The organism is Streptomyces sp. NRRL B-1347, from assembly GCF_000720325.1.
Lineage (GTDB): Bacteria > Actinomycetota > Actinomycetes > Streptomycetales > Streptomycetaceae > Streptomyces.
The window spans coordinates 1-21,109 of the sequence record NZ_JOJM01000079.1; the positions used below are offsets into that span (position 1 = coordinate 1).

Annotated in this window: 24 protein-coding genes; 5 read left to right on the forward strand and 19 right to left on the reverse strand. The window is 71.7% G+C overall.

Annotation, left to right across the window (positions count from 1 at the left end; translation table 11 throughout):
- Positions 1–438 precede the first annotated feature (438 nt).
- A complete protein-coding gene (locus IG74_RS0138805) occupies positions 439–2,274 on the forward strand; it encodes an endonuclease/exonuclease/phosphatase family protein (protein ID WP_234334593.1) in 1,836 nt (611 codons plus the stop codon).
- Between the two features lie 75 nt (positions 2,275–2,349).
- Here the strand turns inward: IG74_RS0138805 and IG74_RS0138810 are convergent, their stop codons facing one another.
- The 9 genes from IG74_RS0138810 to IG74_RS0138850 form a co-directional block, all read right to left on the reverse strand.
- On the reverse strand, positions 2,350–2,961 hold the full coding sequence (locus tag IG74_RS0138810; RefSeq protein ID WP_078869443.1) for an antibiotic biosynthesis monooxygenase: 612 nt from the start codon (positions 2,959–2,961) through the stop codon (positions 2,350–2,352).
- 85 nt (positions 2,962–3,046) lie between these two features.
- A complete protein-coding gene (locus IG74_RS0138815; protein ID WP_030687170.1) occupies positions 3,047–3,838 on the reverse strand; it encodes an SGNH/GDSL hydrolase family protein in 792 nt (263 codons plus the stop codon).
- A gap of 122 nt (positions 3,839–3,960) precedes the next feature.
- A complete protein-coding gene (locus IG74_RS0138820) occupies positions 3,961–4,623 on the reverse strand; it encodes a hypothetical protein (RefSeq protein ID WP_030687172.1) in 663 nt (220 codons plus the stop codon).
- A complete protein-coding gene (locus tag IG74_RS52935) occupies positions 4,620–4,766 on the reverse strand; it encodes a hypothetical protein (protein ID WP_199818953.1) in 147 nt (48 codons plus the stop codon). Before IG74_RS52935 ends, IG74_RS0138820 begins: the two co-directional genes overlap by 4 nt.
- A 156-nt stretch (positions 4,767–4,922) precedes the next feature.
- Positions 4,923–6,119 carry a TolB family protein gene (locus IG74_RS0138830; protein WP_030687174.1) on the reverse strand — a complete coding sequence of 399 codons (1,197 nt, stop codon included), beginning with the start codon at positions 6,117–6,119 and terminating at the stop codon, positions 4,923–4,925.
- The gene (locus IG74_RS0138835; RefSeq protein WP_030687177.1) at positions 6,116–6,670 is read right to left on the reverse strand and encodes a SigE family RNA polymerase sigma factor; all 555 of its coding nucleotides are present in this window, start codon (positions 6,668–6,670) and stop codon (positions 6,116–6,118) included. The genes IG74_RS0138830 and IG74_RS0138835 overlap by 4 nt, the downstream gene beginning before the upstream one ends.
- A gap of 119 nt (positions 6,671–6,789) precedes the next feature.
- On the reverse strand, positions 6,790–7,389 hold the full coding sequence (locus IG74_RS0138840; protein WP_234334594.1) for a hypothetical protein: 600 nt from the start codon (positions 7,387–7,389) through the stop codon (positions 6,790–6,792).
- A gap of 87 nt (positions 7,390–7,476) precedes the next feature.
- Entirely contained in the window at positions 7,477–8,466 is a 990-nt protein-coding gene (dapD, locus tag IG74_RS0138845; RefSeq protein WP_030687180.1) for a 2,3,4,5-tetrahydropyridine-2,6-dicarboxylate N-succinyltransferase, read from the reverse strand.
- Between the two features lie 34 nt (positions 8,467–8,500).
- Positions 8,501–9,730, reverse strand: coding sequence for an MFS transporter (locus IG74_RS0138850; protein ID WP_030687182.1), 1,230 nt, complete (start codon positions 9,728–9,730; stop codon positions 8,501–8,503).
- A 107-nt stretch (positions 9,731–9,837) separates the two neighbouring features.
- Between IG74_RS0138850 and IG74_RS0138855 the strand changes: the two genes are divergently transcribed.
- Positions 9,838–10,728, forward strand: a complete 891-nt coding sequence (locus IG74_RS0138855; RefSeq protein ID WP_030687184.1) for a winged helix-turn-helix transcriptional regulator — start codon at positions 9,838–9,840, stop codon at positions 10,726–10,728.
- Here IG74_RS0138855 and IG74_RS0138860 read toward each other — a convergent pair.
- From IG74_RS0138860 to IG74_RS0138905, 10 genes are all read right to left on the reverse strand, one after another.
- Entirely contained in the window at positions 10,700–11,260 is a 561-nt protein-coding gene (locus tag IG74_RS0138860) for a TetR/AcrR family transcriptional regulator (RefSeq protein ID WP_030687185.1), read from the reverse strand. The two genes, IG74_RS0138855 and IG74_RS0138860, sit on opposite strands and share 29 nt — an antisense overlap.
- Positions 11,260–11,580 carry a DMT family transporter gene (locus tag IG74_RS0138865; protein ID WP_030687188.1) on the reverse strand — a complete coding sequence of 107 codons (321 nt, stop codon included), beginning with the start codon at positions 11,578–11,580 and terminating at the stop codon, positions 11,260–11,262. Before IG74_RS0138865 ends, IG74_RS0138860 begins: the two co-directional genes overlap by 1 nt.
- 130 nt (positions 11,581–11,710) lie before the next feature.
- Positions 11,711–12,049 carry a metal-sulfur cluster assembly factor gene (locus IG74_RS0138870; RefSeq protein WP_030687191.1) on the reverse strand — a complete coding sequence of 113 codons (339 nt, stop codon included), beginning with the start codon at positions 12,047–12,049 and terminating at the stop codon, positions 11,711–11,713.
- Positions 12,046–12,516 carry a Fe-S cluster assembly sulfur transfer protein SufU gene (gene sufU / locus IG74_RS0138875; RefSeq protein ID WP_030687193.1) on the reverse strand — a complete coding sequence of 157 codons (471 nt, stop codon included), beginning with the start codon at positions 12,514–12,516 and terminating at the stop codon, positions 12,046–12,048. Before sufU ends, IG74_RS0138870 begins: the two co-directional genes overlap by 4 nt.
- Before the next feature lie 14 nt (positions 12,517–12,530).
- A complete protein-coding gene (locus IG74_RS0138880; RefSeq protein WP_030687195.1) occupies positions 12,531–13,787 on the reverse strand; it encodes a cysteine desulfurase in 1,257 nt (418 codons plus the stop codon).
- Positions 13,784–14,548 carry a Fe-S cluster assembly ATPase SufC gene (sufC, locus tag IG74_RS0138885; RefSeq protein WP_030687197.1) on the reverse strand — a complete coding sequence of 255 codons (765 nt, stop codon included), beginning with the start codon at positions 14,546–14,548 and terminating at the stop codon, positions 13,784–13,786. The genes IG74_RS0138880 and sufC overlap by 4 nt, the downstream gene beginning before the upstream one ends.
- A gap of 7 nt (positions 14,549–14,555) precedes the next feature.
- A complete protein-coding gene (locus IG74_RS0138890; protein ID WP_030687200.1) occupies positions 14,556–14,873 on the reverse strand; it encodes a bifunctional 3-phenylpropionate/cinnamic acid dioxygenase ferredoxin subunit in 318 nt (105 codons plus the stop codon).
- Positions 14,870–16,054, reverse strand: coding sequence for a Fe-S cluster assembly protein SufD (gene sufD, locus IG74_RS0138895; RefSeq protein WP_030687202.1), 1,185 nt, complete (start codon positions 16,052–16,054; stop codon positions 14,870–14,872). Before sufD ends, IG74_RS0138890 begins: the two co-directional genes overlap by 4 nt.
- A gap of 76 nt (positions 16,055–16,130) precedes the next feature.
- Positions 16,131–17,552, reverse strand: coding sequence for a Fe-S cluster assembly protein SufB (gene sufB / locus IG74_RS0138900; protein ID WP_030687204.1), 1,422 nt, complete (start codon positions 17,550–17,552; stop codon positions 16,131–16,133).
- Positions 17,549–18,316 carry a helix-turn-helix transcriptional regulator gene (locus IG74_RS0138905; protein WP_030687205.1) on the reverse strand — a complete coding sequence of 256 codons (768 nt, stop codon included), beginning with the start codon at positions 18,314–18,316 and terminating at the stop codon, positions 17,549–17,551. The genes sufB and IG74_RS0138905 overlap by 4 nt, the downstream gene beginning before the upstream one ends.
- A gap of 161 nt (positions 18,317–18,477) precedes the next feature.
- On the opposite strand from IG74_RS0138905, the gene IG74_RS0138910 reads away from it, so the two are divergent.
- The 3 genes from IG74_RS0138910 to IG74_RS0138920 all read left to right on the forward strand — a co-directional run bounded on the left by IG74_RS0138910 (position 18,478) and on the right by IG74_RS0138920 (position 21,073).
- Positions 18,478–19,281, forward strand: a complete 804-nt coding sequence (locus tag IG74_RS0138910) for an aminoglycoside N(3)-acetyltransferase (RefSeq protein WP_030687208.1) — start codon at positions 18,478–18,480, stop codon at positions 19,279–19,281.
- Positions 19,282–19,349: 68 nt separating this feature from the next.
- Complete coding sequence (locus IG74_RS0138915; RefSeq protein ID WP_030687210.1) at positions 19,350–20,276, forward strand: ABC transporter ATP-binding protein; 927 nt, start codon at positions 19,350–19,352, stop codon at positions 20,274–20,276.
- 80 nt (positions 20,277–20,356) lie between these two features.
- Entirely contained in the window at positions 20,357–21,073 is a 717-nt protein-coding gene (locus IG74_RS0138920; protein ID WP_051856317.1) for an ABC transporter permease, read from the forward strand.
- Positions 21,074–21,109: the final 36 nt, after the last annotated feature.

Genomic DNA, 21,109 nt, shown 5'->3' on the forward strand with positions numbered 1-21,109 from the left:
CCCCCACCCCCGGGCCTCCGCCCGTGCCCCGCCGGGTATCAGCCCGTCCGTCGCCTGCGGGTGCATCGTGGCCGGTCGCGCAGTTCCCCGCGCCCCTACAGGGCACTCCACCCAGGTCTCCGCCATCCCTCGTCTGCGAGTTCGTCGTGGCTGGTCGCGCCCACGCGGCGGAGCCGCAGATGTCACAGCCCCGCGCCCCTACGGGGCGCGCCCCTGCGGGGCACCCCGCCCGCGGCGTTCCGCGCTTGCCCCTCTTTGCCTCAGTTCATGTCCCTGCCAGAAGACGTACAGCTCCACGACACCCTTCCAGCCTTGACAACTCGCCTGCTCACACCGGAGATTGACGCGCGTAGAGCGCCACCTCCCCGAGCCGTGTGTCCCTCTGCCCCTCATCCCCGATTTCCGGAGTCCTCGATGTCCCACATATCCCGATCCCGCATGCCCAGAACCGCCGCCGTGAGCACGGTCGTCGCCACCGCCCTCGCCGCCGGTCTGCTCGCCGCGACCAGCTCGGCGGCCTCCTCCACGGCCTCGCCGGACGGCGCCGAGGTGCGCGTGCACGACATCCAGGGCAGCACCCGCCTCTCGCCGCTCGCGGGGCAGCAGGTCGGCGACGTGCCGGGCATCGTCACCGGAGTACGGACGTACGGCTCGAAGGGCTTCTGGATCCAGGACCCGAAGGCGGACGGCGACCGCGCGACCAGCGAGGGCGTCTTCGTCTACACCGGCGCGACGCCGACGGTGAAGGCGGGCGACGCGGTCCGCGTCTCCGGCACGGTCACCGAGTACGTGCCCGGCGGCGCGAACTCCGGCAACCAGTCCCTCACGCAGATCACCAGGCCGACCGTGACCGTCGAGTCGTCCGGCAACGCGCTGCCGGCCCCCGTCACGATCAGCGCCAAGTCGGTGCCGTCCGCGTACGCGCCCGCCGGCGACCCGGCCGACGGCAACAGCGTCAACAAGCTGCCGCTTCGGCCCCGCTCGTACGCCCTGGACCTCTACGAGTCCCTCGAGGGCATGAACGTACGCGTCGGCTCCTCGCGTGTGGTCGGCGCGAGCGACCCGTACAACGAGCTGTGGGTGACCGTGAAGCCGCACGAGAACACCACCCGGCGCGGGGGCGCGCGCTACGGCTCGTACGAGGCGCAGAACACCGGGCGACTCCAGATCCAGCAGCTGGCGCCGGTCTCCGAGCGGCCGTTCCCGAAGGCGGACGTCGGGGACGTCCTGACCGGGACCACCGAGGGCCCGCTGGACTTCAACCAGTTCGGCGGGTACACGCTCACCGCGCGCTCCCTCGGCGAGGTCGTGGGCAAGGGCCTGGAGCGGGAGCGGACCCGGCCGCAGCGCGAGCGCGAGCTCGCCGTGGCCACGTACAACGTGGAGAACCTGGACCCGGGCGACCCGCAGGCCAAGTTCGACGCGCTCGCCCAGGCCGTCGTCACCAACCTCGCCTCGCCCGACATCGTGGCCCTGGAAGAGATCCAGGACAACAACGGCGCGAAGAACGACGGCACGGTGGCCGCCGACCAGACCCTGAAGAAGTTCACGGACGCCATCGCCGCGGCGGGCGGCCCGCGCTACGCGTGGCGCTCGGTCGACCCGGAGAACAACAAGGACGGCGGCGAGCCCGGCGGCAACATCCGCCAGGTGTTCCTCTACAACCCCGAGCGCGTGTCGTTCACCGACCGCGACGGCGGCGGCGCGGCCACGCCGACGGACGTCGTGCGCCAGGGCAAGCACGCGGCCCTCACCCACTCGCCCGGCCGGATCGACCCGGCGAACGAGGCGTGGACCAACAGCCGCAAGCCGCTCGCGGGCGAGTTCACCTTCCGCGGCAGGACCGTCTTCGTGATCGCCAACCACTTCGCGTCCAAGGGCGGCGACGAGTCCCTGGCCTCCCACCACCAGCCGCCGTCCCGGTCCTCCGAGGTCCAGCGGGTGAAGCAGGCCACGGCGGTCAACACCTTCGTGCGCAAGGTCCGCGCGACCGAGCGGAACGCGGACGTCGTGGTCCTCGGCGACATCAACGACTTCGAGTTCTCCCCGGCCACCAAGGCCCTGGAGGCGGGCGGCGCCCTGCGCGCCGGCATCAAGTCCCTGCCGCGCGCCGAGCGCTACTCCTACGTCTACCAGGGCAACTCCCAGGTCCTCGACCAGATCCTGGTCAGCCCCGGCGTCGGCCGCTTCGCCTACGACAGCGTCCACATCAACGCCGAGTTCGCCACCCAGAACAGCGACCACGACCCCCAGATCATCCGCTTCAAGCCGTAACACGCTACGGAGCCTCGCTGTGGGCAGCTGGTCCGCCCAGAGGGCGGAACGGGTGGGCACACCCCCCCACGGACCTCAGCGGGGCCCCACACCGAAAGCGAACCGGTACCGCTTCACGGTGCCATCCACAGCCACGCCGTCCCCGGCCCACGCCGCATACGTGAGCCCACGCGTCCCGTCCGTGCTCAAGTGGGCGTGGGCCGCGACCAAGCCGGGGACATCCACCAGGGCGGCCAGCGAGGCGTCCGCCCAGGCCCGCCGACGGTCGAGGCCCTCCCCCTCGAAGGAGGCCTCGACCGTCGTGAAGCCCTCCGGCACGGCCCCGCCACCCGCCCCCGGACCCACGCTCCGGTAATGGCTGGTCTTCGTCAGCCCCACCCGCACGATCCCCGGCACCGCCGCGTCGATCTCCGCGTTCCGCTCGTCGCGCCCCCGCGCGAAGAAGTCCTGGTAGGCCTGCTCGTCGCGCCACTGCGAGTGGTGCATCAGGGTGTCGCCGTCGACGCCCTCGTACACGCTGTACGACAACAGCCCCTCGTGCGGCCACTCCCGGCTCTCCCAGGCGCGGGCGATCGCGTCGACGGTGGCCCGCTGCCGCTCGGGCGTACCGACGCGCCAGGTGCTGAAGAAGGTCAGACCGGCGTCCCCGGTGAGCGGGGCGGGCGGCGTGGTCAGGCGCTGCGTCATCGGAGTCCTCCGAGGTCAGTAGGGGTGCACGGCGCGCTTTGCGCGGCGTGCACGTCCCACGTTCCAAGGTGAACCAAGGTTGAGGTCAAGCCCGTTCCGACAGCGTCACCACGTCGAGCCCGGGCCGCTTCGCGGTGTGCCCGTCGTTCCGCGGCAGGCGCCACCGCCGGGCCCGCCGCCGCACCCACGGCCCCGCCGCGCCCGCGAGCCACCGCACCTCCTGGGCCGCGCCGCCGAGCGCGGAGACCGGGGCGAGCGGCGGCAGCGGGCGGGCCCAGTCCGCGTACCCGGGGACGCCGAGCGCGTCGGCGACGCCCGCGGCGATCAGGGCGTGGCCGAGCGGGCTCGCGTGCATCCGGTCGCGGCTCCACAGCCGCGGATCGGCCGTGATCCGCTGCGGGAACAGGTCGAGCACGACGACGCCGTGCCGGTCGGCGGCCGCGCGGATGCGGGCGTTGAGGTCCATCACGCGGGGCTGCGCGCGGCGGGCGAGCGGGGCGATGCGGCCGATGTCGGGGATGGTCACGGTGGCCACGCACGCGCCCGCCCCGGTGAGTTCGGCGAACATCTCCTCCATGGCGCGCGCCGTGCGGGCCGCGTCGTAGCCGGGCCCGACCAGGTCGTCGACCCCGGCCACGACGGTGGCGAGGTCCGGCTTCAGGGCCAGGGCGGGTCCGAGCTGCTCGTCCTTCACCTGCTCCGTGACGCGGCCGCGCACCGCGAGGTTGGCGTACGAGAAGTCCGGGTGGCCGACGGCGAGGAGCTCCGCGAGCCGGTCGGCCCAGCCACGGTAGCCGCGGTGTTCGTCACCGTCGCCGAGCCCTTCGGTACGGCTGTCTCCGACGGCGACGTACCGCGCGTACGGATGCGAGGTCATGGCCCGAGGGTCCTGCGGAGTCCGGTGCTCCGTCAACGAGGCGTCGACACCCCTCGGCGCACTCCGGCCACGGTCCGCCCCACCGGCGCCCGGGCGCCGCACGGGCCGGTCCCGCGGGCGGTCTAGTCCGGGTTCCGCAGCCTCCCCAGCTCGCTCTGGAACCAGTCGAGCCGGGCCTGGAGCAGCGCCGCCTCGGCGGCCAGCTCGGGCAGGCCGAGGCCCGCAGGAACCGCTCCGGGAACCGCGGGGGCCGCGGTCACCCGCAGCCCCTCGCCCGCCGCTGCCGCGAACCGGGCCAGGGTCACCGCCGCGCGGCCGCCGCCGCGCCCGCACCGGCCGCACACCCCTTCGAGGGCGCGCCAGCCGGGCCTGCCCCAGCCCGCGTCGGCGAGGCCGGTGGCGGCCGCGCCGCAGTCGCAGGGCTGCACGGTCAGCGCGCGGACCCGCTGGCGCGCGTACCGGAAGCCCCGTTCGAAGCGGATGTACGCGCCGAGCACCGCCACCCGCAGCAGGGCGGCCGACCGGTGCTCGGCGGTGCACAGCAGCCCCTCGGCCTCGGCGCGCGCGTGCACGCAGTGGAAGCCGCAGTCGCAGCGCCGGTGCGGCGCCCGGTGCCGTCGGCCGTAGGCGCAGCGGGCCTCGTCGAGCACGCCGTAGGGCAGGCTGCCGCCCAGGGAGATGCCGGTGAAGGCGGCCCGGGTGCCGTCGTGGGACAGCATCGGGTGGGCGATCTTGTATCCGGTCGGCGGCTCCTTCGGGCGTTCCTCGGGAAGCCGGGGACTCATCGGCCGACGGGCGCCTCTCGCGCGACGGCCGCTTCCAGCTCTTCGGCGTCGAGGACGAGTTCGGGGCTCTCTTCGTCGGGAGCCGCGCTCCCGCGGGGCTCTTCCTCGGCGATTCCGGTGGCGAGTGCTTTGCCCAGCCTCATGCTGCCTCCTGTACACGCGGTACGCGACTGACGTGTTCGCCTGGCTTCCGCCATGGTGACGCATTCCGGGGCGAGTTGGCACCCGTGCGGAGGGAAGCGGCCCGCCGACCGTGCTGCGGTCGGCGGGCCGCGGGCGGCGCGCGAGGGGCTGACGGATCAGCGGGCGGCGGTCAGCGGCACCCAGCGCCCGAGGTAGTCGGCGGACGCCTTGCGGAAGCCGCTCAGCGGCACGGCCTTCTTGCTGCCGACGGTGACCAGCAGCAGCTGGTTGCGGAACTCGTTCTTGCCGCTGCACTTCTTCGGGTCGCAGCCGATGGTGATGAGGCGCTTGCTGTCGGCCCAGGCGAGCGGCTGCATGCCGGGGACGAGGCCGACCTTCTTGCCGGTCTTCGGGTTCACGAGCGGCGAGCCGCCGGAGTCGCCGTTGACCGCGACGAGCTTCCCGTCGGGCGACAGACCGGCCTCGGACAAGCCGCCGAACCGCTCCCCGGCGGGCGGGGCCGTCTTCGCGCCGGACGTGGTGTACCAGGCCCGGTTGTCGGACTTGCCGTTGCTGGGCTTGAGCCGCTCGACGTAGAGTTTGGTGCCGTCGTGGCTCCAGCCGACGTCCTCACGCGAGTTGCCGTCGTAGCCCCACTTGCCCGACGACGGCTGCCGCAGCGTCCGGAAGGGGCCGACCTCGCCCGAGGCCGCGTCGACGAGGTAGAAGCCGGTGCGGTTGGCTTGCGGGCGGTCGATGCGGTCGGGGTTCTTGCTGTAGGCGGTCGCCACGAGGCGCTTGCCGTCCGGGGACCACTCGACGCCCGCGACCGGGCGGTCCGTGCGGATCCAGCGCTCCACCTTCCCGGTCATGAGGTCGAGCATGCCGATGCGCCGGGCGGGCAGTTCGCCCTCCAGGACGGCGGCGGTGCGCATCCCGGGGGCCACGTCGACCCAGGCCCACTTCGTGTCGAGGGCCTTGTACTTGCCCGTCTTCTGGTCGAGCACGGTGTAGTAGCGGCTGAACAGCTCCTTGCCGTCCGGCTGCTTGACCGCGCGGCCGGTGAAGTAGCCGGACACGGCGGTGTTCCCGGCCGCGATCATGTCGCGCGGCGGCGACTGGTCGGGGTGCGCCACCACGTCCCCGTTGATCGACGCGCTGGCCGGGCTCGCGGCCTCCGCGTCACCGCCAAGCTCCGGCACCGTCACGGCCGCGGCGACCAGGGCCGCCGTCACGGCGACGGCTCCGGCGATGCCGCGCCGGTTGCGGCGGCGCCGGGCGGTCAGGACGCGGTCGGCGAGGTCGCCCCGTGCCGTGCCGCCCGCCGCGGCCTCTTCCTGGAGCGCCTCGCGCACCAGCTGCTCTACGTTCACGGACGTACCTCCACAGGTGAGATGCCACGGGGCGGCGCGGTCTCGGCGGGTGCCCGGCCGAGCGCCGCCAGCTCGGGCGCGAGTGTGCGCAGCCGGGCGAGCGAACGGTGCGTGGTGCTGCGGACCGTGCCGACGGAACAGCCGAGGATCCGGGCCACGTTGGCCTCCGGCAGGTCCTCGAAGTACCGCAGGACGAGCACGGTGCGCTGGCGCGGGGTGAGCCGGGCGAGCGCGCCGCGCATCACGACGCGCAGTTCGGCGGCGCCCTCCCCGCCGTCGCCCGGCCGCTCCGGCGGCTCGGCGACGGCCACCTCGCGGCGCGGCCACTTCAGCCGCCACCGGCCGACCTGCTGCCGGTAGAGGACCTGCCGTACGTACGCCTCCGGCTCGTCGACCCTGCTCCACCGGTCGGCGACCTTCACCAGGGCGTTCTGCAGCAGGTCCTCCGCCGCGTGCCGGTCGCCGCCGCTGAGCAGGACGGCGGTCCTCAGCAGGGCGCCGGACCTGCTCTCCACGAACTCCCGGAAGCGTTCCTGGCTTTCGGCATCCATCGTCACCTTCTCTTCTCCGGCGGCCTCGCTGCCCCCTCTGCTGTGGATGACGTGCGTGGACCCGCGTCGCTATGCCTGTGCTGCGACGCGGGTCCGGGGGCGGGTGCGGTGACCGGGCTTCAGTCCGAGAGCGGGTTCTTGGGGAAGCCCTTCGCCTTGGTCCACTTCAGCCGGTCCGAGTTGTACTTGAACGTGACCTGCTTGCCGTTCTTGGTGATGTCGGCCTTGGCCCAGCCGTCGAAGCTCCTGGTGAGGTGGCGGTCCCACTTCGTCAGACGGCCGGTGGAGACGGCGGCGAGCGACTCCTGCGGGGGCTCGCCGTCGTAGCAGTACAGCGCCCAGTCGGCGATCGCGGCGACCGTGCCGGCGCGGTGCTTGAGCGTGATGCCCTGGCAGACGTCGGTCTTGGTGCGGTAGATGTTCTTCGGCTTGGACCAGCCGCGTTCCTTGGGGCTGTAGTCCTGGACGTACAGACCCTTCTTGTCCAGGTAGTGCATGGCCACGCGGCGGCCGTCCGGGAGCTTCAGCTGCGACTCGAAGCGATTCTTGGGGCCGCCATAGTGGATGTCGGTGTGCTGGAGCTTATAGCTGTGACTCCCCTTGGGCTTCGTGCCCGCGCTCGCGGCCGCGTCCTTGGCCACGCCCTGCCCGCACCCGGCGATCAGCACGACGACCGCCGCACCCCCTGCGGCCAGCGCCTTCGTTCCCGTTGTGTTCATGTGGATCTCCCCTCGGTTTCGCGCAGCATACGCGCGTGGGGCGTCGTCCCGGTCGGCCGGGACGACGCCCCACGCGGGCGGGTGGTGCTAGTTGTGGCTGTGCAGCACCTCGTTCAGACCGCCCCACACCGCGTTGTTCGGCCGCGCCTCCACCGCACCGGTGACCGAGTTGCGGCGGAAGAGGATGTTCGAGGCGCCGGACAGCTCACGGGCCTTGACGATCTGGCCGTCGGGCATGGTCACGCGCGTACCGGCCGTGACGTACAGACCCGCCTCGACGACGCACTCGTCGCCGAGGGCGATGCCGACGCCGGCCTCGGCGCCGATCAGGCAGCGCTCGCCGATGACGATGCGGACGTTGCCGCCGCCGGACAGGGTGCCCATGGTGGACGCGCCGCCGCCGATGTCGGAGCCGTCGCCGACGACGACACCGGCGGAGATCCGGCCCTCGACCATCGAGGTGCCCAGCGTGCCCGCGTTGAAGTTCACGAAGCCCTCGTGCATCACGGTGGTGCCCTCGGCGAGGTGCGCGCCGAGCCGGACGCGGTCGGCGTCGCCGATGCGCACGCCCTTGGGGGCGACGTAGTCCGTCATGCGCGGGAACTTGTCGACGCTCGTCACCGCCAGGTGCAGACCCTCGGCGCGGGCGTTCAGGCGCACCTTCTCCAGGTCGTCGACGGCGACCGGGCCGAGCGAGGTCCAGGCGACGTTGGCCAGGAAGCCGAACATGCCGTCCAGGTTCGCGCCGTGCGGCTTGATCAGGCGGTGGCTGAGCAGGTGCAGACGCAGATAGACGTCGTGCGCGTCCAGCGGCTTCTCGTCGAGCGACGCGATGACCGTACGGACGGCGACGACCTCCACACCGCGGCGGGCGTCGGGGCCGATCGCCTTCGCGGCACCTTCGCCGAGCAGCTCCACGGCACGCTCGGCGCTCAGCCGCTCGCTCCCGGCCGGGCCCGGCTCGTCGACGAGCTCGGGGGCGGGGAACCAGGTGTCGAGCACGGTGCCGTCGGCGGCGATGGTGGCGAGCCCGGCGCCCACGGCGCCGGTGGTGCGGGAAGCAGTCGTATCGGTCATGGGTGAAAACCTAACCGGGCCGGGCCCGCGGACGCTAACTGGCACTCTTCGCGCTCGCCGCGGGCCGCCGTCCCGCGGGCCGGGCGGGGCCGTCGGCCGGGGCCGCGCGCCACCCCGTGCCCAGCAACAGCACCCCCGCAAGCCCTGCCAGACCCGCGCACACCGGCCACAGCGCCCCCGGCGCCACCCCGTACAGCGCCCCGCCGAGCGGCCCCGCGAGCACCACCCCGCTCACCGAGACCCCGGAGTACAGGCTCTGGAACCGCCCCTGCACGTGCGCGGGCGCGCTGTCCGCGACGTACGCCGTGGCCGTGGTCTTGTAGAGGATCTCCCCCGCCGTGAGCAGCGCCATCATCGCGACGGCGGTCCCCGCGCCGACGCCGAGCGCAAGCACCCCGTACCCCGCCCCCACGAGCAGTACCCCGCTCCCCACGATCCGCAGCGGCCGCCACCCGCGCAGCGCGAGCGTCACCGGCAGCTCCAGGAGCAGGATGAGCCCGCCGTTGATCGCGAGGAGCCAGCCGTAGAAGCCGGTGCCGAGCCCGTGCCGGTCGAGGTCGACGGGCAGCGTCACGTACTGCTGCCGATAGACGAGGTCGGTCACGAGGATCGCGGCGAGCAGCGCGACGACGGTGGGCCGCCGCCGCAGCGACGCGAACACCCCGGGACCTCCCGGCTCCGGGGTGTTCGCGGCCCCGGCCCCGCGCGCGGGCAGCACGCGCGCGGCGTACACGGCGAAGACGAGCGTGCCGACCCCGTCGACGACGAACAGGACGGCGTACGAGAAGTGGGCGATGAGCAGGGCGCCGAGCGGCGGTCCCGCGGTGAAGCCCGCGTTGGCCGCGAACCGCATCACCGCGAAGCCCTGCCGCCGCGCCCCCTCCGGCACGGTCACGGCGACGAGCGCGCCGTTGGCGGCCCGCACACAGCCGCCCGCGTACTGGCCGAGGCCCGGCACGACGTACAGGAGGGCGAGCGGCAGGGCGGGCAGCGCGAGCACTCCGACGCCGCTGACGAGCGACCCGACGAGCAGCACGCGCCGGTGCCCGTACCTGTCGCCGAACCAGCCGCCGGTGAAGTTCCCCGCGACCTGCCCGGCCCCGCCGATGCCGCTGATCAGTCCGGCCTGGGCGACGGAGAGGCCGCGCTCGTGCGTCAGGTACACGAAGAAGTACACGAAGGTGAAGGCCACGACCATGTTGAGGAACTGGCCGGCGGCGAGCAGCCAGACGGTCCTCGGTACGTCACGCAGCGCGCGTGGCATGCGTCGCCTCCCCTGCCCTGAACAGTGAGTTCCTTTTGGGAACGGACTATGGCAGCATGCGAAGCTCCGGGTCAACGCCCCACCGACCCCGGGAGAGTGTGAGGGACATGCCACGGCGGACGAGCCTCGGCGACGCCCACTGCGCCATCGCGCAGGCCCTGGACGTCGTCGGCGACTGGTGGACCCTGCTGATCGTGCGCGACACGGCCCGCGGGGTGCACCGCTTCGACGAGCTCCAGCGCGAACTCGGCCTGTCCCGCAAGGTGCTCGCCGAGCGCCTGCGGCTCCTGGTGGACGCGGACGTGCTGACCCGAGTGCCGTACCAGGACCGCCCGCCGCGTCACGAGTACCGCCTCACGCCGCGCGGGCGCGCCCTGCTGCCGGTCCTGATCGCCCTTCAGGACTGGGGAGACACCTGGGTCCTCGGAGAGGGAGAGATGACAGCGACGACACCGACGCAGGCCTCGCAGGAGGCCCTGCGCGTGCACGAACTCCTCGGCACGCGCGTACCGGAGCTCCGGCTGGGCTCCGCCGACGGCGATCCCCGCGACCCGGTGGCGGACGCGGCGCACACCGTCCTGTACTGCTTCCCGGGCGCCTACGCCCGCAAGGACGCCTATCCGCCCGGCTGGTCGGCGATCCCCGGCGCGCCGGGCTGCACCCTGGAGTCCTGCACCTATCGCGACCGGCTCGCCGAGTTCACCGCGGCGGGCGCCGCCGTGCGCGGCGTGTCGACGCAACGCCCCGACGAGCAGCGGGCGTTCGCCGCCAAGGAGGGCCTGCGCTTCCCGCTCCTGTCGGACGCGGACCTGGCCCTGACGGCGGCGCTGCGCCTGCCCACGTTCCGCGCGGCGGGCGTGAGCCGCCTCAAGCGGCTGACCCTGGTCGTGGACGCCGAGCGGGTGGTGCGCCATGTGCAGTACCCCGTCACGGACGTCACGGCGAGCGTCGACGAGGCCCTGCGGGCGGTCACCCGCCTTCGGGCGTCCGGGAGTTGACCAGGACCCGGCCGAGCATCTCGCGGGTGTACGCCTCGTCGTACTCGCCGCCCGTGAGCAGCGCCTGAAGGCAGATGCCGTCCATGAGCGCGATCAGCCCCCGCGCGGTGGCGGGGTCGGTGCGCCCGCGCAGCGCGTCGCCGACCCCCTCGCACCACTCGGCGGCCACCGGCCGCAGCGCGGGGCGGCGCAGCGCGGCCAGATACAGCTCGTACTCCAGCTCAAGACCCTCGCGCCCGCGGGCGGCCCACTCCCCGAGGAGGGCCGCGAGCTCGGCCGCGAGGTCGGAGTGCGGGTCCTGGAGCACCCCGCGCTCCCGCACGAGCTGCGCGAACCCTTCGTTGGACTGCCGCAGGGCCGCCACCAGCAGGTCGTCGAGGGTCTTGAAGTGGTACGTCGTCGAGCCCAGCGGCACATCGGCCTCGGCCGCGACGGACCGGTGACTGAGGCCCGCGATCCCCTTCTCGCCCGCGACCCGCAGCGCCGCGTCGATGATCCGCTGCCGCCGCTCGGGGTCGTAGCGGCGAGCCATCAGTGGGCCCCGCCCAGATTCAGCACGACGACGCCCGCGATCACGAGGGCGATCCCGCCGAGCTTCACCAGGTTCGTCGACTCCCCCAGGAACACCATGCCGATGGCGGCCACGGCGGCGGTGCCGATCCCCGCCCAGATCGCGTACGCGGTCCCCACCGACAGCGTCTTCAGGGTCTGCGCCAGCAACGCGAAGGCCAGCACGTACCCCACCACGGTGACCAGCGAGGGCCACAGCTTGCTGAACCCCTCGCTGTACTTCATGGCCGTAGTCCCGGCCACCTCCGCCGCGATGGCCGCGGCCAGCAGTCCGTATCCCATGCGTACGAGTGTACATATCGTTGCGTACGCCTGTACACAAGCAGGAGCCGCCGAACGCGGCGAGGCCCCCCGCGCCACAGGGCGCAGGGGGCCTCGCAAGCCCGGGAGCGGGACCGCTCGGGCGGGGAACTCAGACGTTGAACCCGAGCGCCCGCAGCTGCTCGCGGCCGTCGTCGGTGATCTTGTCCGGGCCCCACGGCGGCATCCAGACCCAGTTGATCCGGAGCTCGTTGACGATGCCGTCCGTCGCGGACTTCGCCTGGTCCTCGATGACGTCGGTCAGCGGGCAGGCCGCCGACGTGAGCGTCATGTCGATGGTGGCGATGTTGGCGTCGTCGACGTGGATGCCGTAGATCAGGCCCAGGTTGACGACGTCGATGCCCAGCTCGGGGTCCACGACGTCGTACAGCGCCTCGCGGACCTCTTCCTCGGAAGCGGGCTTCGTAGTAAGGGTCTCGTTCTCGCTCATGCGCTCTTCCTCTCAGCGTCCACGCCGGCGCCCAGGGCCTGCGCCGTCGCGTCCTTCCACGCCATCCAGCTCAGCAGAGCACACTTGACGCGCGCGGGGTACTTGGAGACCCCGGCGAACGCGACCGCGTCCTCCAGGACCTCCTCCATCGCGTCGTCCGGCTCCAGCTTGCCCTTGGACTGCATCAGCTCCAGGAACACCGCCTGGATCTTCTGGGCCTCGGCGAGGTCCTTGCCGACGAGCAGCTCGTTCAGGACCGACGCGCTGGCCTGGCTGATGGAGCAGCCCTGGCCCTCGTACGACACGTCGGCGATGCGCGAGCCCTCGTACTTGACGCGCAGCGTGATCTCGTCGCCGCACGTCGGGTTGACGTGGTGCACCTCGGCGTCGCCGTCGCGCAGACCGCGCCCGTGCGGGTGCTTGTAGTGGTCCAGGATCACGTCCTGGTACATCGAATCCAGCTTCACTCCGAGCCAGCCCCTCAGCCGAAGAAGTTCCGTACGTGCTCCAGGCCGTCGACAAGCGCGTCGATCTCGCCGGGCGTGGAGTACAGATAGAACGACGCTCGCGTGGTCGCGGGAATTCCGTAGCGCAGGCAGACGGGACGGGCGCAGTGGTGGCCGACCCGGACCGCGATGCCCTGCTCGTCGAGGACCTGGCCCACGTCGTGCGGGTGGATGTCGCCGAGCGTGAAGGAGATCGCGGCGCCCCGGTCCTCGGCCGTGGACGGGCCGATGATCTTCAGGTCCGGGACCTCGAGCAGGCGCTTCACCGCGTACTCGGTGATCGCGTGCTCGTGCCGCTCGATCTTGTCCATGCCGATGGCCGTGAGGTAGTCCACGGCCGCGCCGAGGCCGACGGCCTGCGCGATCGGGGGCGTACCCGCCTCGAACTTGTGCGGCGCCGGGGCGTAGGTCGAGGAGTGCATGGACACCGTCTCGATCATCTCGCCGCCGCCGAGGAACGGAGGCAGGTCCTCCAGGAGCTCCTGGCGGCCCCACAGCACGCCGATGCCCGTCGGACCGCACATCTTGTGGCCGGTGAAGGCCACGAAGTCGGCCTGCAGGGCCTGCACGTCCAGGGGCATGTGCGGCGCGGCCTGGGAGGCGTCGATCAGGACCAGGGCCCCGACCTCCTGGGCGCGGCGCACGATCGCCTCGACCGGGTTGACCGTGCCCAGGATGTTCGACACCAGGACGAAGGAGACGATCTTCGTCTTCTCCGTGATGACCTCGTCGATGTTGGACAGGTCGAGACGGCCGTCGTCGGTGAGGCCGAACCACTTCAGCTTCGCGCCCGTGCGCTGCGAGAGCAGCTGCCACGGCACGATGTTGGAGTGGTGCTCCATCTCCGTGATGACGATCTCGGTCTCGTGGTCAACGCGGTAGGGCTCGTCGGCCCAGCCGAGCATGTTGGCCACGAGGTTGAGCGACTCCGAGGCGTTCTTGGTGAAGATCACCTCGTCGCGGCTCGGCGCGTTGATGAACGCGGCGACCTTGTCACGGGCGCCCTCGTACAGCGCCGTGGCCTCCTCGGCGAGGACGTGCACGCCGCGGTGGACGTTGGCGTTGTGCTGTTCGTAGTACTCGCTGACTACGTCGATGACCTGGCGCGGCGTCTGCGAAGTCGCCGCGTTGTCCAGGTAGACCAGCTTCTTGCCGTCGTGGAGCGAGCGCTCCAGGATGGGGAAGTCCTTGCGGAGCGCCTCGGTGTCGAGGAGGCCCGGCAGCGCTGTCACGCGGACGCGCCTCCCTTCACGTAAGCCTCGTAGCCCTCGTTCTCCAGCTTGTCGGCGAGCTCGGGGCCACCGGACTCGGCGATGCGCCCGTTCGCGAACACGTGGACGAAGTCGGGCTTGATGTAGCGCAGGATGCGCGTGTAGTGGGTGATGAGCAGGGTGCCCACCTCGCCGGTGTCCCGGACGCGGTTGACGCCCTCGGAGACGACGCGCAGCGCGTCGACGTCCAGGCCGGAGTCGGTCTCGTCGAGGATCGCGATCTTCGGCTTGAGGAGCTCCATCTGCAGGATCTCGTGGCGCTTCTTCTCACCGCCGGAGAAGCCCTCGTTCACGTTGCGCTCGGCGAAGGACGGGTCCATCTGGAGCCCGGCCATCGACTCCTTGACCTCCTTCACCCAGGTGCGCAGCTTGGGGGCCTCGCCGCGGATCGCCGTCGCCGACGTGCGCAGGAAGTTGGAGACGGAGACGCCGGGGACCTCGACGGGGTACTGCATGGCGAGGAACATGCCCGCGCGGGCACGCTCGTCGACCTCCATCGCCAGGACGTCCTCGCCGTCGAGGGTGACGGTGCCCTGCGTGATCGTGTACTTGGGGTGGCCCGCGATGGAGTAGGCGAGGGTCGACTTGCCGGAGCCGTTCGGGCCCATGATGGCGTGCGTCTCGCCCTGCTTCACGGTCAGGTCGACACCCTTGAGGATTTCCTTGGTGCCGTTCTCGACCTCGACGGTCACGTGCAGGTCGCGGATTTCAAGCGTTGCCATGGGTGCCTCAGGACTCCTGGGAGAGGGAGACGAGCACGTCGTCCCCTTCGATCTTTACGGGGTAAACGGGGACGGGGCGCGTCGCGGGAAGGCCGGACGGCTTGCCGGTGCGGAGGTCGAACGCGGAGCCGTGCAGCCAGCACTCGATCTGGCAGTCCTCCACCTCGCCCTCGGAGAGCGAGACGTTCGCGTGCGAGCAGATGTCGTGGATCGCGAACACCTCGCCCTCGGTGTGGACGACCGAGACCGGCGTGCCGTCGAGTTCCACCCGCTTCGGGGTGTCCTCCTCCAGCTCGCTCAGCCCACAGGCGCGTACGAACGTCATGCGACGGACGCCTCCAGCTCCTCTTCGATCTTCGCGATGAGCCGCTCCTCGATGTCGTCGACACCGATCTGCTGGACGAGCTCCGCGAAGAAGCCGCGGACCACGAGGCGGCGCGCCTCGTGCTGCGGGATGCCGCGGGCCATCAGGTAGAACAGCTGCTCGTCGTCGAAGCGGCCGGTCGCCGAGGCGTGGCCCGCGCCGACGATCTCGCCGGTCTCGATCTCCAGGTTCGGCACCGAGTCGACCCGGGCGCCGTCCGTCAGGACGAGGTTGCGGTTCATCTCGTAGGTGTCCGTGCCCTCGGCCGCGGCCTCGATGAGGACGTCGCCGATCCACACGGCGTGCGCGGCCTCGCCCTGGAGGGCGCCCTTGTACACGACGTTGGACTTGCAGTGCGGGACGTTGTGGTCGACCAGGAGGCGGTGCTCCTGGTGCTGGCCCGCGTCCGTGAAGTACAGGCCGAACAGCTCGGCCTCGCCGCCCGTGCCCGCGTACGCCACGCGCGGGTGGATGCGGACGACGTCGCCGCCGAAGGTGACGACCACGGACTTGAAGGAGGCGTCGCGGCCCACGAGCGCGTTGTGCTGCGCGACGTGCACCGCCTTGTCGTCCCAGTCCTGCACGGAGACGACGGTGAGCTTGGCGCCGTCACCGAGGACGTAGTCCACGTTGGCGGCGAGGACCGCGTCGCCGGAGTGGTCGATCACGACGACGGCCTCGGCGAACGCGCCCAGCTCGATGACCTGGTGGCCGAAGGCGGTGCCGCCCTCGCCGCGCACGGCGATGCGGATCGGCTCGCTGAGCACCGTCTCCTTGGGGACGGTCACGACCGAGGCCTTCTCGAAGGCCGAGTACGCCTGGGCGGCGACGCGGTCCACCGGGGTGCCGGCCTTGCCGAGCCGGGCGTCGTCGCGCCCCACGGTCTCGACGGTGACGCCCTCGGGGGCCTCGACCTCGACCTTGACGCCCTCGCCGGTGGCGACGGCGGTGCCGTCGTGCAGCCCGCGCAGGCGCTCCAGCGGGGTGAACCGCCACTCCTCCTCGCGGCCGTGCGGCACCGGGAAGTCCGTCACGTCGAAGGACGGGGGCGCGCTCATACGGGTGGCGACGGTGGACTCGGCGGCCACCGCGATGGAGCCGGCGGTCGTGGAACCGACCGGGATGTTCTGAGCCTCAGCCATGGCTGTCGTGGTGCTCTCTCTCTGCGTGTTGCGATCCTCGGCCCGCTGGGCCGCTAGCTGCTGGAACGGCGGCAGGTCAGCCGACCGAGCCTTCCATCTGCAGCTCGATCAGCCGGTTGAGCTCCAGGGCGTACTCCATGGGGAGCTCCTTGGCGATCGGCTCGACGAAGCCGCGCACGATCATCGCCATGGCCTCGAACTCGGTGAGGCCGCGGCTCATCAGGTAGAAGAGCTGGTCCTCGGAGACCTTGGAGACGGTCGCCTCGTGGCCCATGGACACGTCGTCCTCGCGGACGTCCACGTAGGGGTACGTGTCCGAGCGGGAGATCGTGTCGACGAGCAGCGCGTCACAGAGCACGTTCGACTTCGATCCGGCGGCGCCCTCGCCGATCTCGACGAGGCCGCGGTACGACGTGCGGCCGCCGCCGCGCGCCACCGACTTGGAGACGATGTTGGAGGACGTGTTCGGCGCCATGTGGACCATCTTGGAACCGGCGTCCTGGTGCTGGCCCTCGCCCGCGAAGGCGATGGACAGGGTCTCGCCCTTGGCGTGCTCGCCCATCAGGTAGACGGCCGGGTACTTCATGGTGACCTTGGAGCCGATGTTGCCGTCGATCCACTCCATGGTCGCGCCCTCGTACGCCACGGCGCGCTTGGTGACCAGGTTGTAGACGTTGTTCGACCAGTTCTGGATCGTCGTGTAGCGGCAGCGGCCGCCCTTCTTGACGATGATCTCGACGACAGCGGAGTGCAGCGAGTCCGACTTGTAGATCGGGGCGGTGCAGCCCTCGACGTAGTGGACGTAGGCGTCCTCGTCGACGATGATCAGCGTCCGCTCGAACTGGCCCATGTTCTCCGTGTTGATGCGGAAGTAGGCCTGGAGCGGGATCTCGACGTGCACGCCCTTGGGGACGTAGATGAACGATCCGCCGGACCACACGGCCGTGTTCAGCGAGGCGAACTTGTTGTCACCGACGGGGATGACGGTGCCGAAGTACTCCTTGAAGAGCTCCGGGTGCTCCTTGAGCGCCGTGTCGGTGTCCAGGAAGATGACGCCCTGCTCCTCCAGGTCCTCGCGGATCTGGTGGTAGACGACCTCGGACTCGTACTGCGCGGCGACACCGGCGACGAGGCGCTGCTTCTCCGCCTCGGGGATGCCGAGCTTGTCGTACGTGTTCTTGATGTCCTCGGGCAGGTCCTCCCAGGACTCCGCCTGCTTCTCCGTGGAACGCACGAAGTACTTGATGTTGTCGAAGTCGATGCCGGAGAGGTCCGAGCCCCAGTTCGGCATGGGCTTCTTGTCGAAGAGGCGCAGGCCCTTGAGGCGGAGCTTGGTCATCCACTCCGGCTCGTTCTTCTTCGCGGAGATGTCGCGGACGACGTCCTCGCTCAGACCGCGCTTGGCAGCGGCACCGGCCTCGTCGGAGTCGGCCCAGCCGTACTCGTAATTGCCCAGGCCCTCGAGCTCAGGGTGGGCAGTCTCCGTGGGGAGAGTCATGCGGGGTTCCTCCCGGCCGTGCTTGCTGATGCGTGGTTGGTGGTCTGTGGGGTGCTGTGCGGGATCTCGCGGCGCGGGATGAACGTCGTGCAGACGCCGTCACCGTGGGCGATGGTGGCGAGTCGCTGGACGTGTGTCCCGAGCAGCTGGGAGAAGATCTCCGTCTCCGCCTCGCACAGCTGCGGATACTGCTCGGCGACGTGGGCGACCGGGCAGTGGTGCTGGCAGAGCTGCTCGCCTCTGTGCGGATGGGGTGCGCTACGCGCCGTAGCAGCGTACCCGTCCGCGGTCAACGCCTTCGCCAGTGCCTGGGTGCGGTCCTCGGCGGGGGCCGCGTCCATCGCCGCCCGGTACGCCTTCGCCTGCTCGGCGACGCGGGCCCGGGCGAAGGCGACGACCGCCTCCTCGCCGTGCGTCTCGCCGATCCACCGCAGGGCGTCGGCGGCCAGCTTGTCGTACGACTGGTCGAAGGCGTCCCGGCCGCAGTCGGTGAGCGCGAAGACCTTGGCGGGGCGGCCGCGCGTGCGCGCGCCGTACACCCGCTGCTCACGGGGTTCGACCACGTTCTCCTGGAGGAGGGTGTCGAGGTGGCGGCGGACGGCGGCCTGGGTCAGGCCGAGGCGGCCCGCGAGGTCGGCCACGGTGGACGGGCCGTGGTCCAGGATGGAGCGCGCGACGCGGTTGCGGGTGGATCGCTCACCGGTCGCGAGCTCTTCCTGAGGAGCCCCCGGAGGGGTCTCCCGAGCCTCGCCAACGTTTTTCACAACGCCATTGTTGCGTAATTCCTCAGAGCCTGACAAGCCGTGGTTCGATCACCGGGCGGTGCGGTGCATCACTTAGGCATACCTAAGCTGACCTGCGGAAACGATCACCGACCGGTCAAATCAGTGGCGCTTCCGAAAGCTTTCCAGAACACTCCTTGAGCATGTCGACACCCCCTGTGACCGGCCCTTTGTGCACGCGCGCCACGCTCGCCGACGAGCTGCGCGCGCTCGGCGTGCGACGGGGCGACACGCTCTTCACGCACACCTCGCTCAGCTCGCTCGGCTGGGTCTGCGGAGGCGCGGAAGCCGTCGTCCTGGCCCTGCTCGACGCCCTCGGGGACGAAGGCACCCTGGTGGTGCCCACGCACTCCTCGGACAACTCCGACCCCGCGGAGTGGCAGCACCCTCCCGTGCCCGAGGAGTGGTGGCCCGCCATCCGTGACGCCATGCCCGTGTACGACCCGCGCACCGCCCGGGTCCGCGGCGTGGGCGTCGTCCCGGAGACCGTGCGCACCTGGCCCGGCGCCGTGCGCAGCGCCCACCCGCAGACCTCCTTCGCGGCCGTCGGCCCGCGCGCGGCGGAGCTCATGGCCGAGCACGCCCTGGACTGCCGCCTCGGCGAGCGCAGCCCACTGGCCGCCCTGGAGGCGGCCGGCGCGCGCGTGCTGCTCCTGGGCGCGGGATTCGACGCCTGCACCGCCTTCCACCTGGCCGAGTACCGACTGCCCGCGCCCCTGGTCGAGAACTCCTTCGCGGTCATGACGGCCGACGGCCGCCGCTGGCTCACCGTGCGCGAGACCGACATCTCCGAAGACCGCTTCGACGAGCTGGGCGCCGCCTTCGAGAAGGAGCGCCCGGTGACGCGGGGCCAGGTCGGCGCCGCCACCGCCCGCCTCTTCGCACTCCCGGACGCGGTCGCCTACGCACAGGAATGGCTGGCGGAGCACCGGCCGCACACCGGCTGACGCGGCCCCGCCGCAGGCCGACCGGCCCCCTGCCCACAGCCCCCGCGGTCCTCTCTAGACTTCCCGTCATGGGAAATGAGTCCGTCGTCCAGGTCCACGGCCTGGTCAAGCGGTACGGGGCGAAGACCGCGGTGGACGGCCTCGACCTGGACGTCCGCGCAGGCACCGTGACCGCCGTGCTCGGCCCGAACGGCGCCGGGAAGACCACCACCATCGAGACCTGCGAGGGCTACCGCACCCCCGACGCCGGGGCCGTACGCGTCCTCGGCCTCGACCCGGTCACCCAGGCCGCCCGGCTGCGCCCGCGGATCGGCGTGATGCTCCAGTCCGGCGGCGTCTACTCCGGCGCCCGCGCCGACGAGATGCTGCGGCACGTCGCCAAGCTGCACGCCCACCCGCTCGACGTGGACGCCCTGATCGCCCGCCTCGGCCTGGAGTCCTGCGGCCGCACCGGCTACCGCCGCCTGTCCGGCGGCCAGCAGCAGCGGCTCGCCCTCGCGCTCGCCGTCGTCGGCCGCCCCGAGCTGGTCTTCCTCGACGAGCCGACCGCCGGACTCGACCCCCAGGCCCGCCGCGCCACCTGGGACCTCGTCCGCGACCTGCGCCGCGACGGCGTCTGTGTGATCCTCACGACCCACTACATGGACGAGGCCGAAGAGCTCGCCGACGACGTCGCCATCATCGACGCGGGCAAGGTCATCGCCCAGGGCAGCCCCGAGGAACTGTGCCGCGGCGGCGCCGAGAACACCCTGCGCTTCACCGGCCGCCCCGGCCTCGACGTCGGCTCGCTCCTCAAGGCCCTGCCGCCGGACTCCGCCGCCGCCGAACTCACCCCCGGCGCCTACCGCGTCAGCGGCACCGTCGACCCCCAGCTGCTCGCCACCGTCACCTCCTGGTGCGCGCAGCACGGCGTCATGCCCGACCGGATCTCCGTCGAACGGCACACCCTGGAGGACGTCTTCTTGGAGCTCACCGGTAAGGAGCTGCGGTCGTGACGAGCGCCCCCGACACCACGGACACCACCGGTACGCCGGGGACGTACGCCCCCGCACCGGGCGCCGCCCCCCTCTCCCGGATGATCCGCGCACAAGCGGCCCTGGAGACCAAGATGCTGCTGCGCAACGGCGAACAGCTGCTGCTCACCATCGTCATCCCCACGCTGCTGCTCGTCCTCTTCAGCGCCGTCGACGTCGTCGACACCGGCGACGGCAAGGCCGTGGACTTCCTCGCCCCCGGCGTCCTCGCGCTCGCCGTCCTGTCCACCGCGTTCACCGGGCAAGCCATCGCCACCGGCTTCGAGCGGCGCTATGGCGTCCTCAAGCGGCTCGGCGCCTCGCCGCTGCCGCGCTGGGGCCTGATGACCGCGAAGACCCTGTCGGTCCTGGTCACCGAGGTGCTCCAGATCGCGCTCCTCACCGCGATCGCCTTCGCGCTCGGCTGGTCGCCGCACGGCAACCCGCTGGCCGTCCTGCTGCTCCTGGTCCTCGGCACGGCGGCCTTCTCCGGGCTCGGCCTGCTGATGGCGGGCACGCTCAAGGCGGAGGCGACCCTGGCCGCCGCGAACCTCGTGTTCCTGCTGCTGCTCGTCGGCGGCGGCGTCATCGTGCCGCTCGACCGGTTCCCCGGAGCCGTCGAGTCCGCGCTGGCCCTGCTGCCCATCTCGGCCCTCTCGGACGGCCTGCGCGACGTGCTCCAGGACGGCGCCGCGATGCCGTGGGGCGACCTCGGGATCCTCGCGGTGTGGGCGGTCCTCGGGCTCGGCGCGGCGGCGCGCTTCTTCCGCTGGGAGTAGCCCACCGGGCCCACAGGGCGTAATCGCCCTCACAGT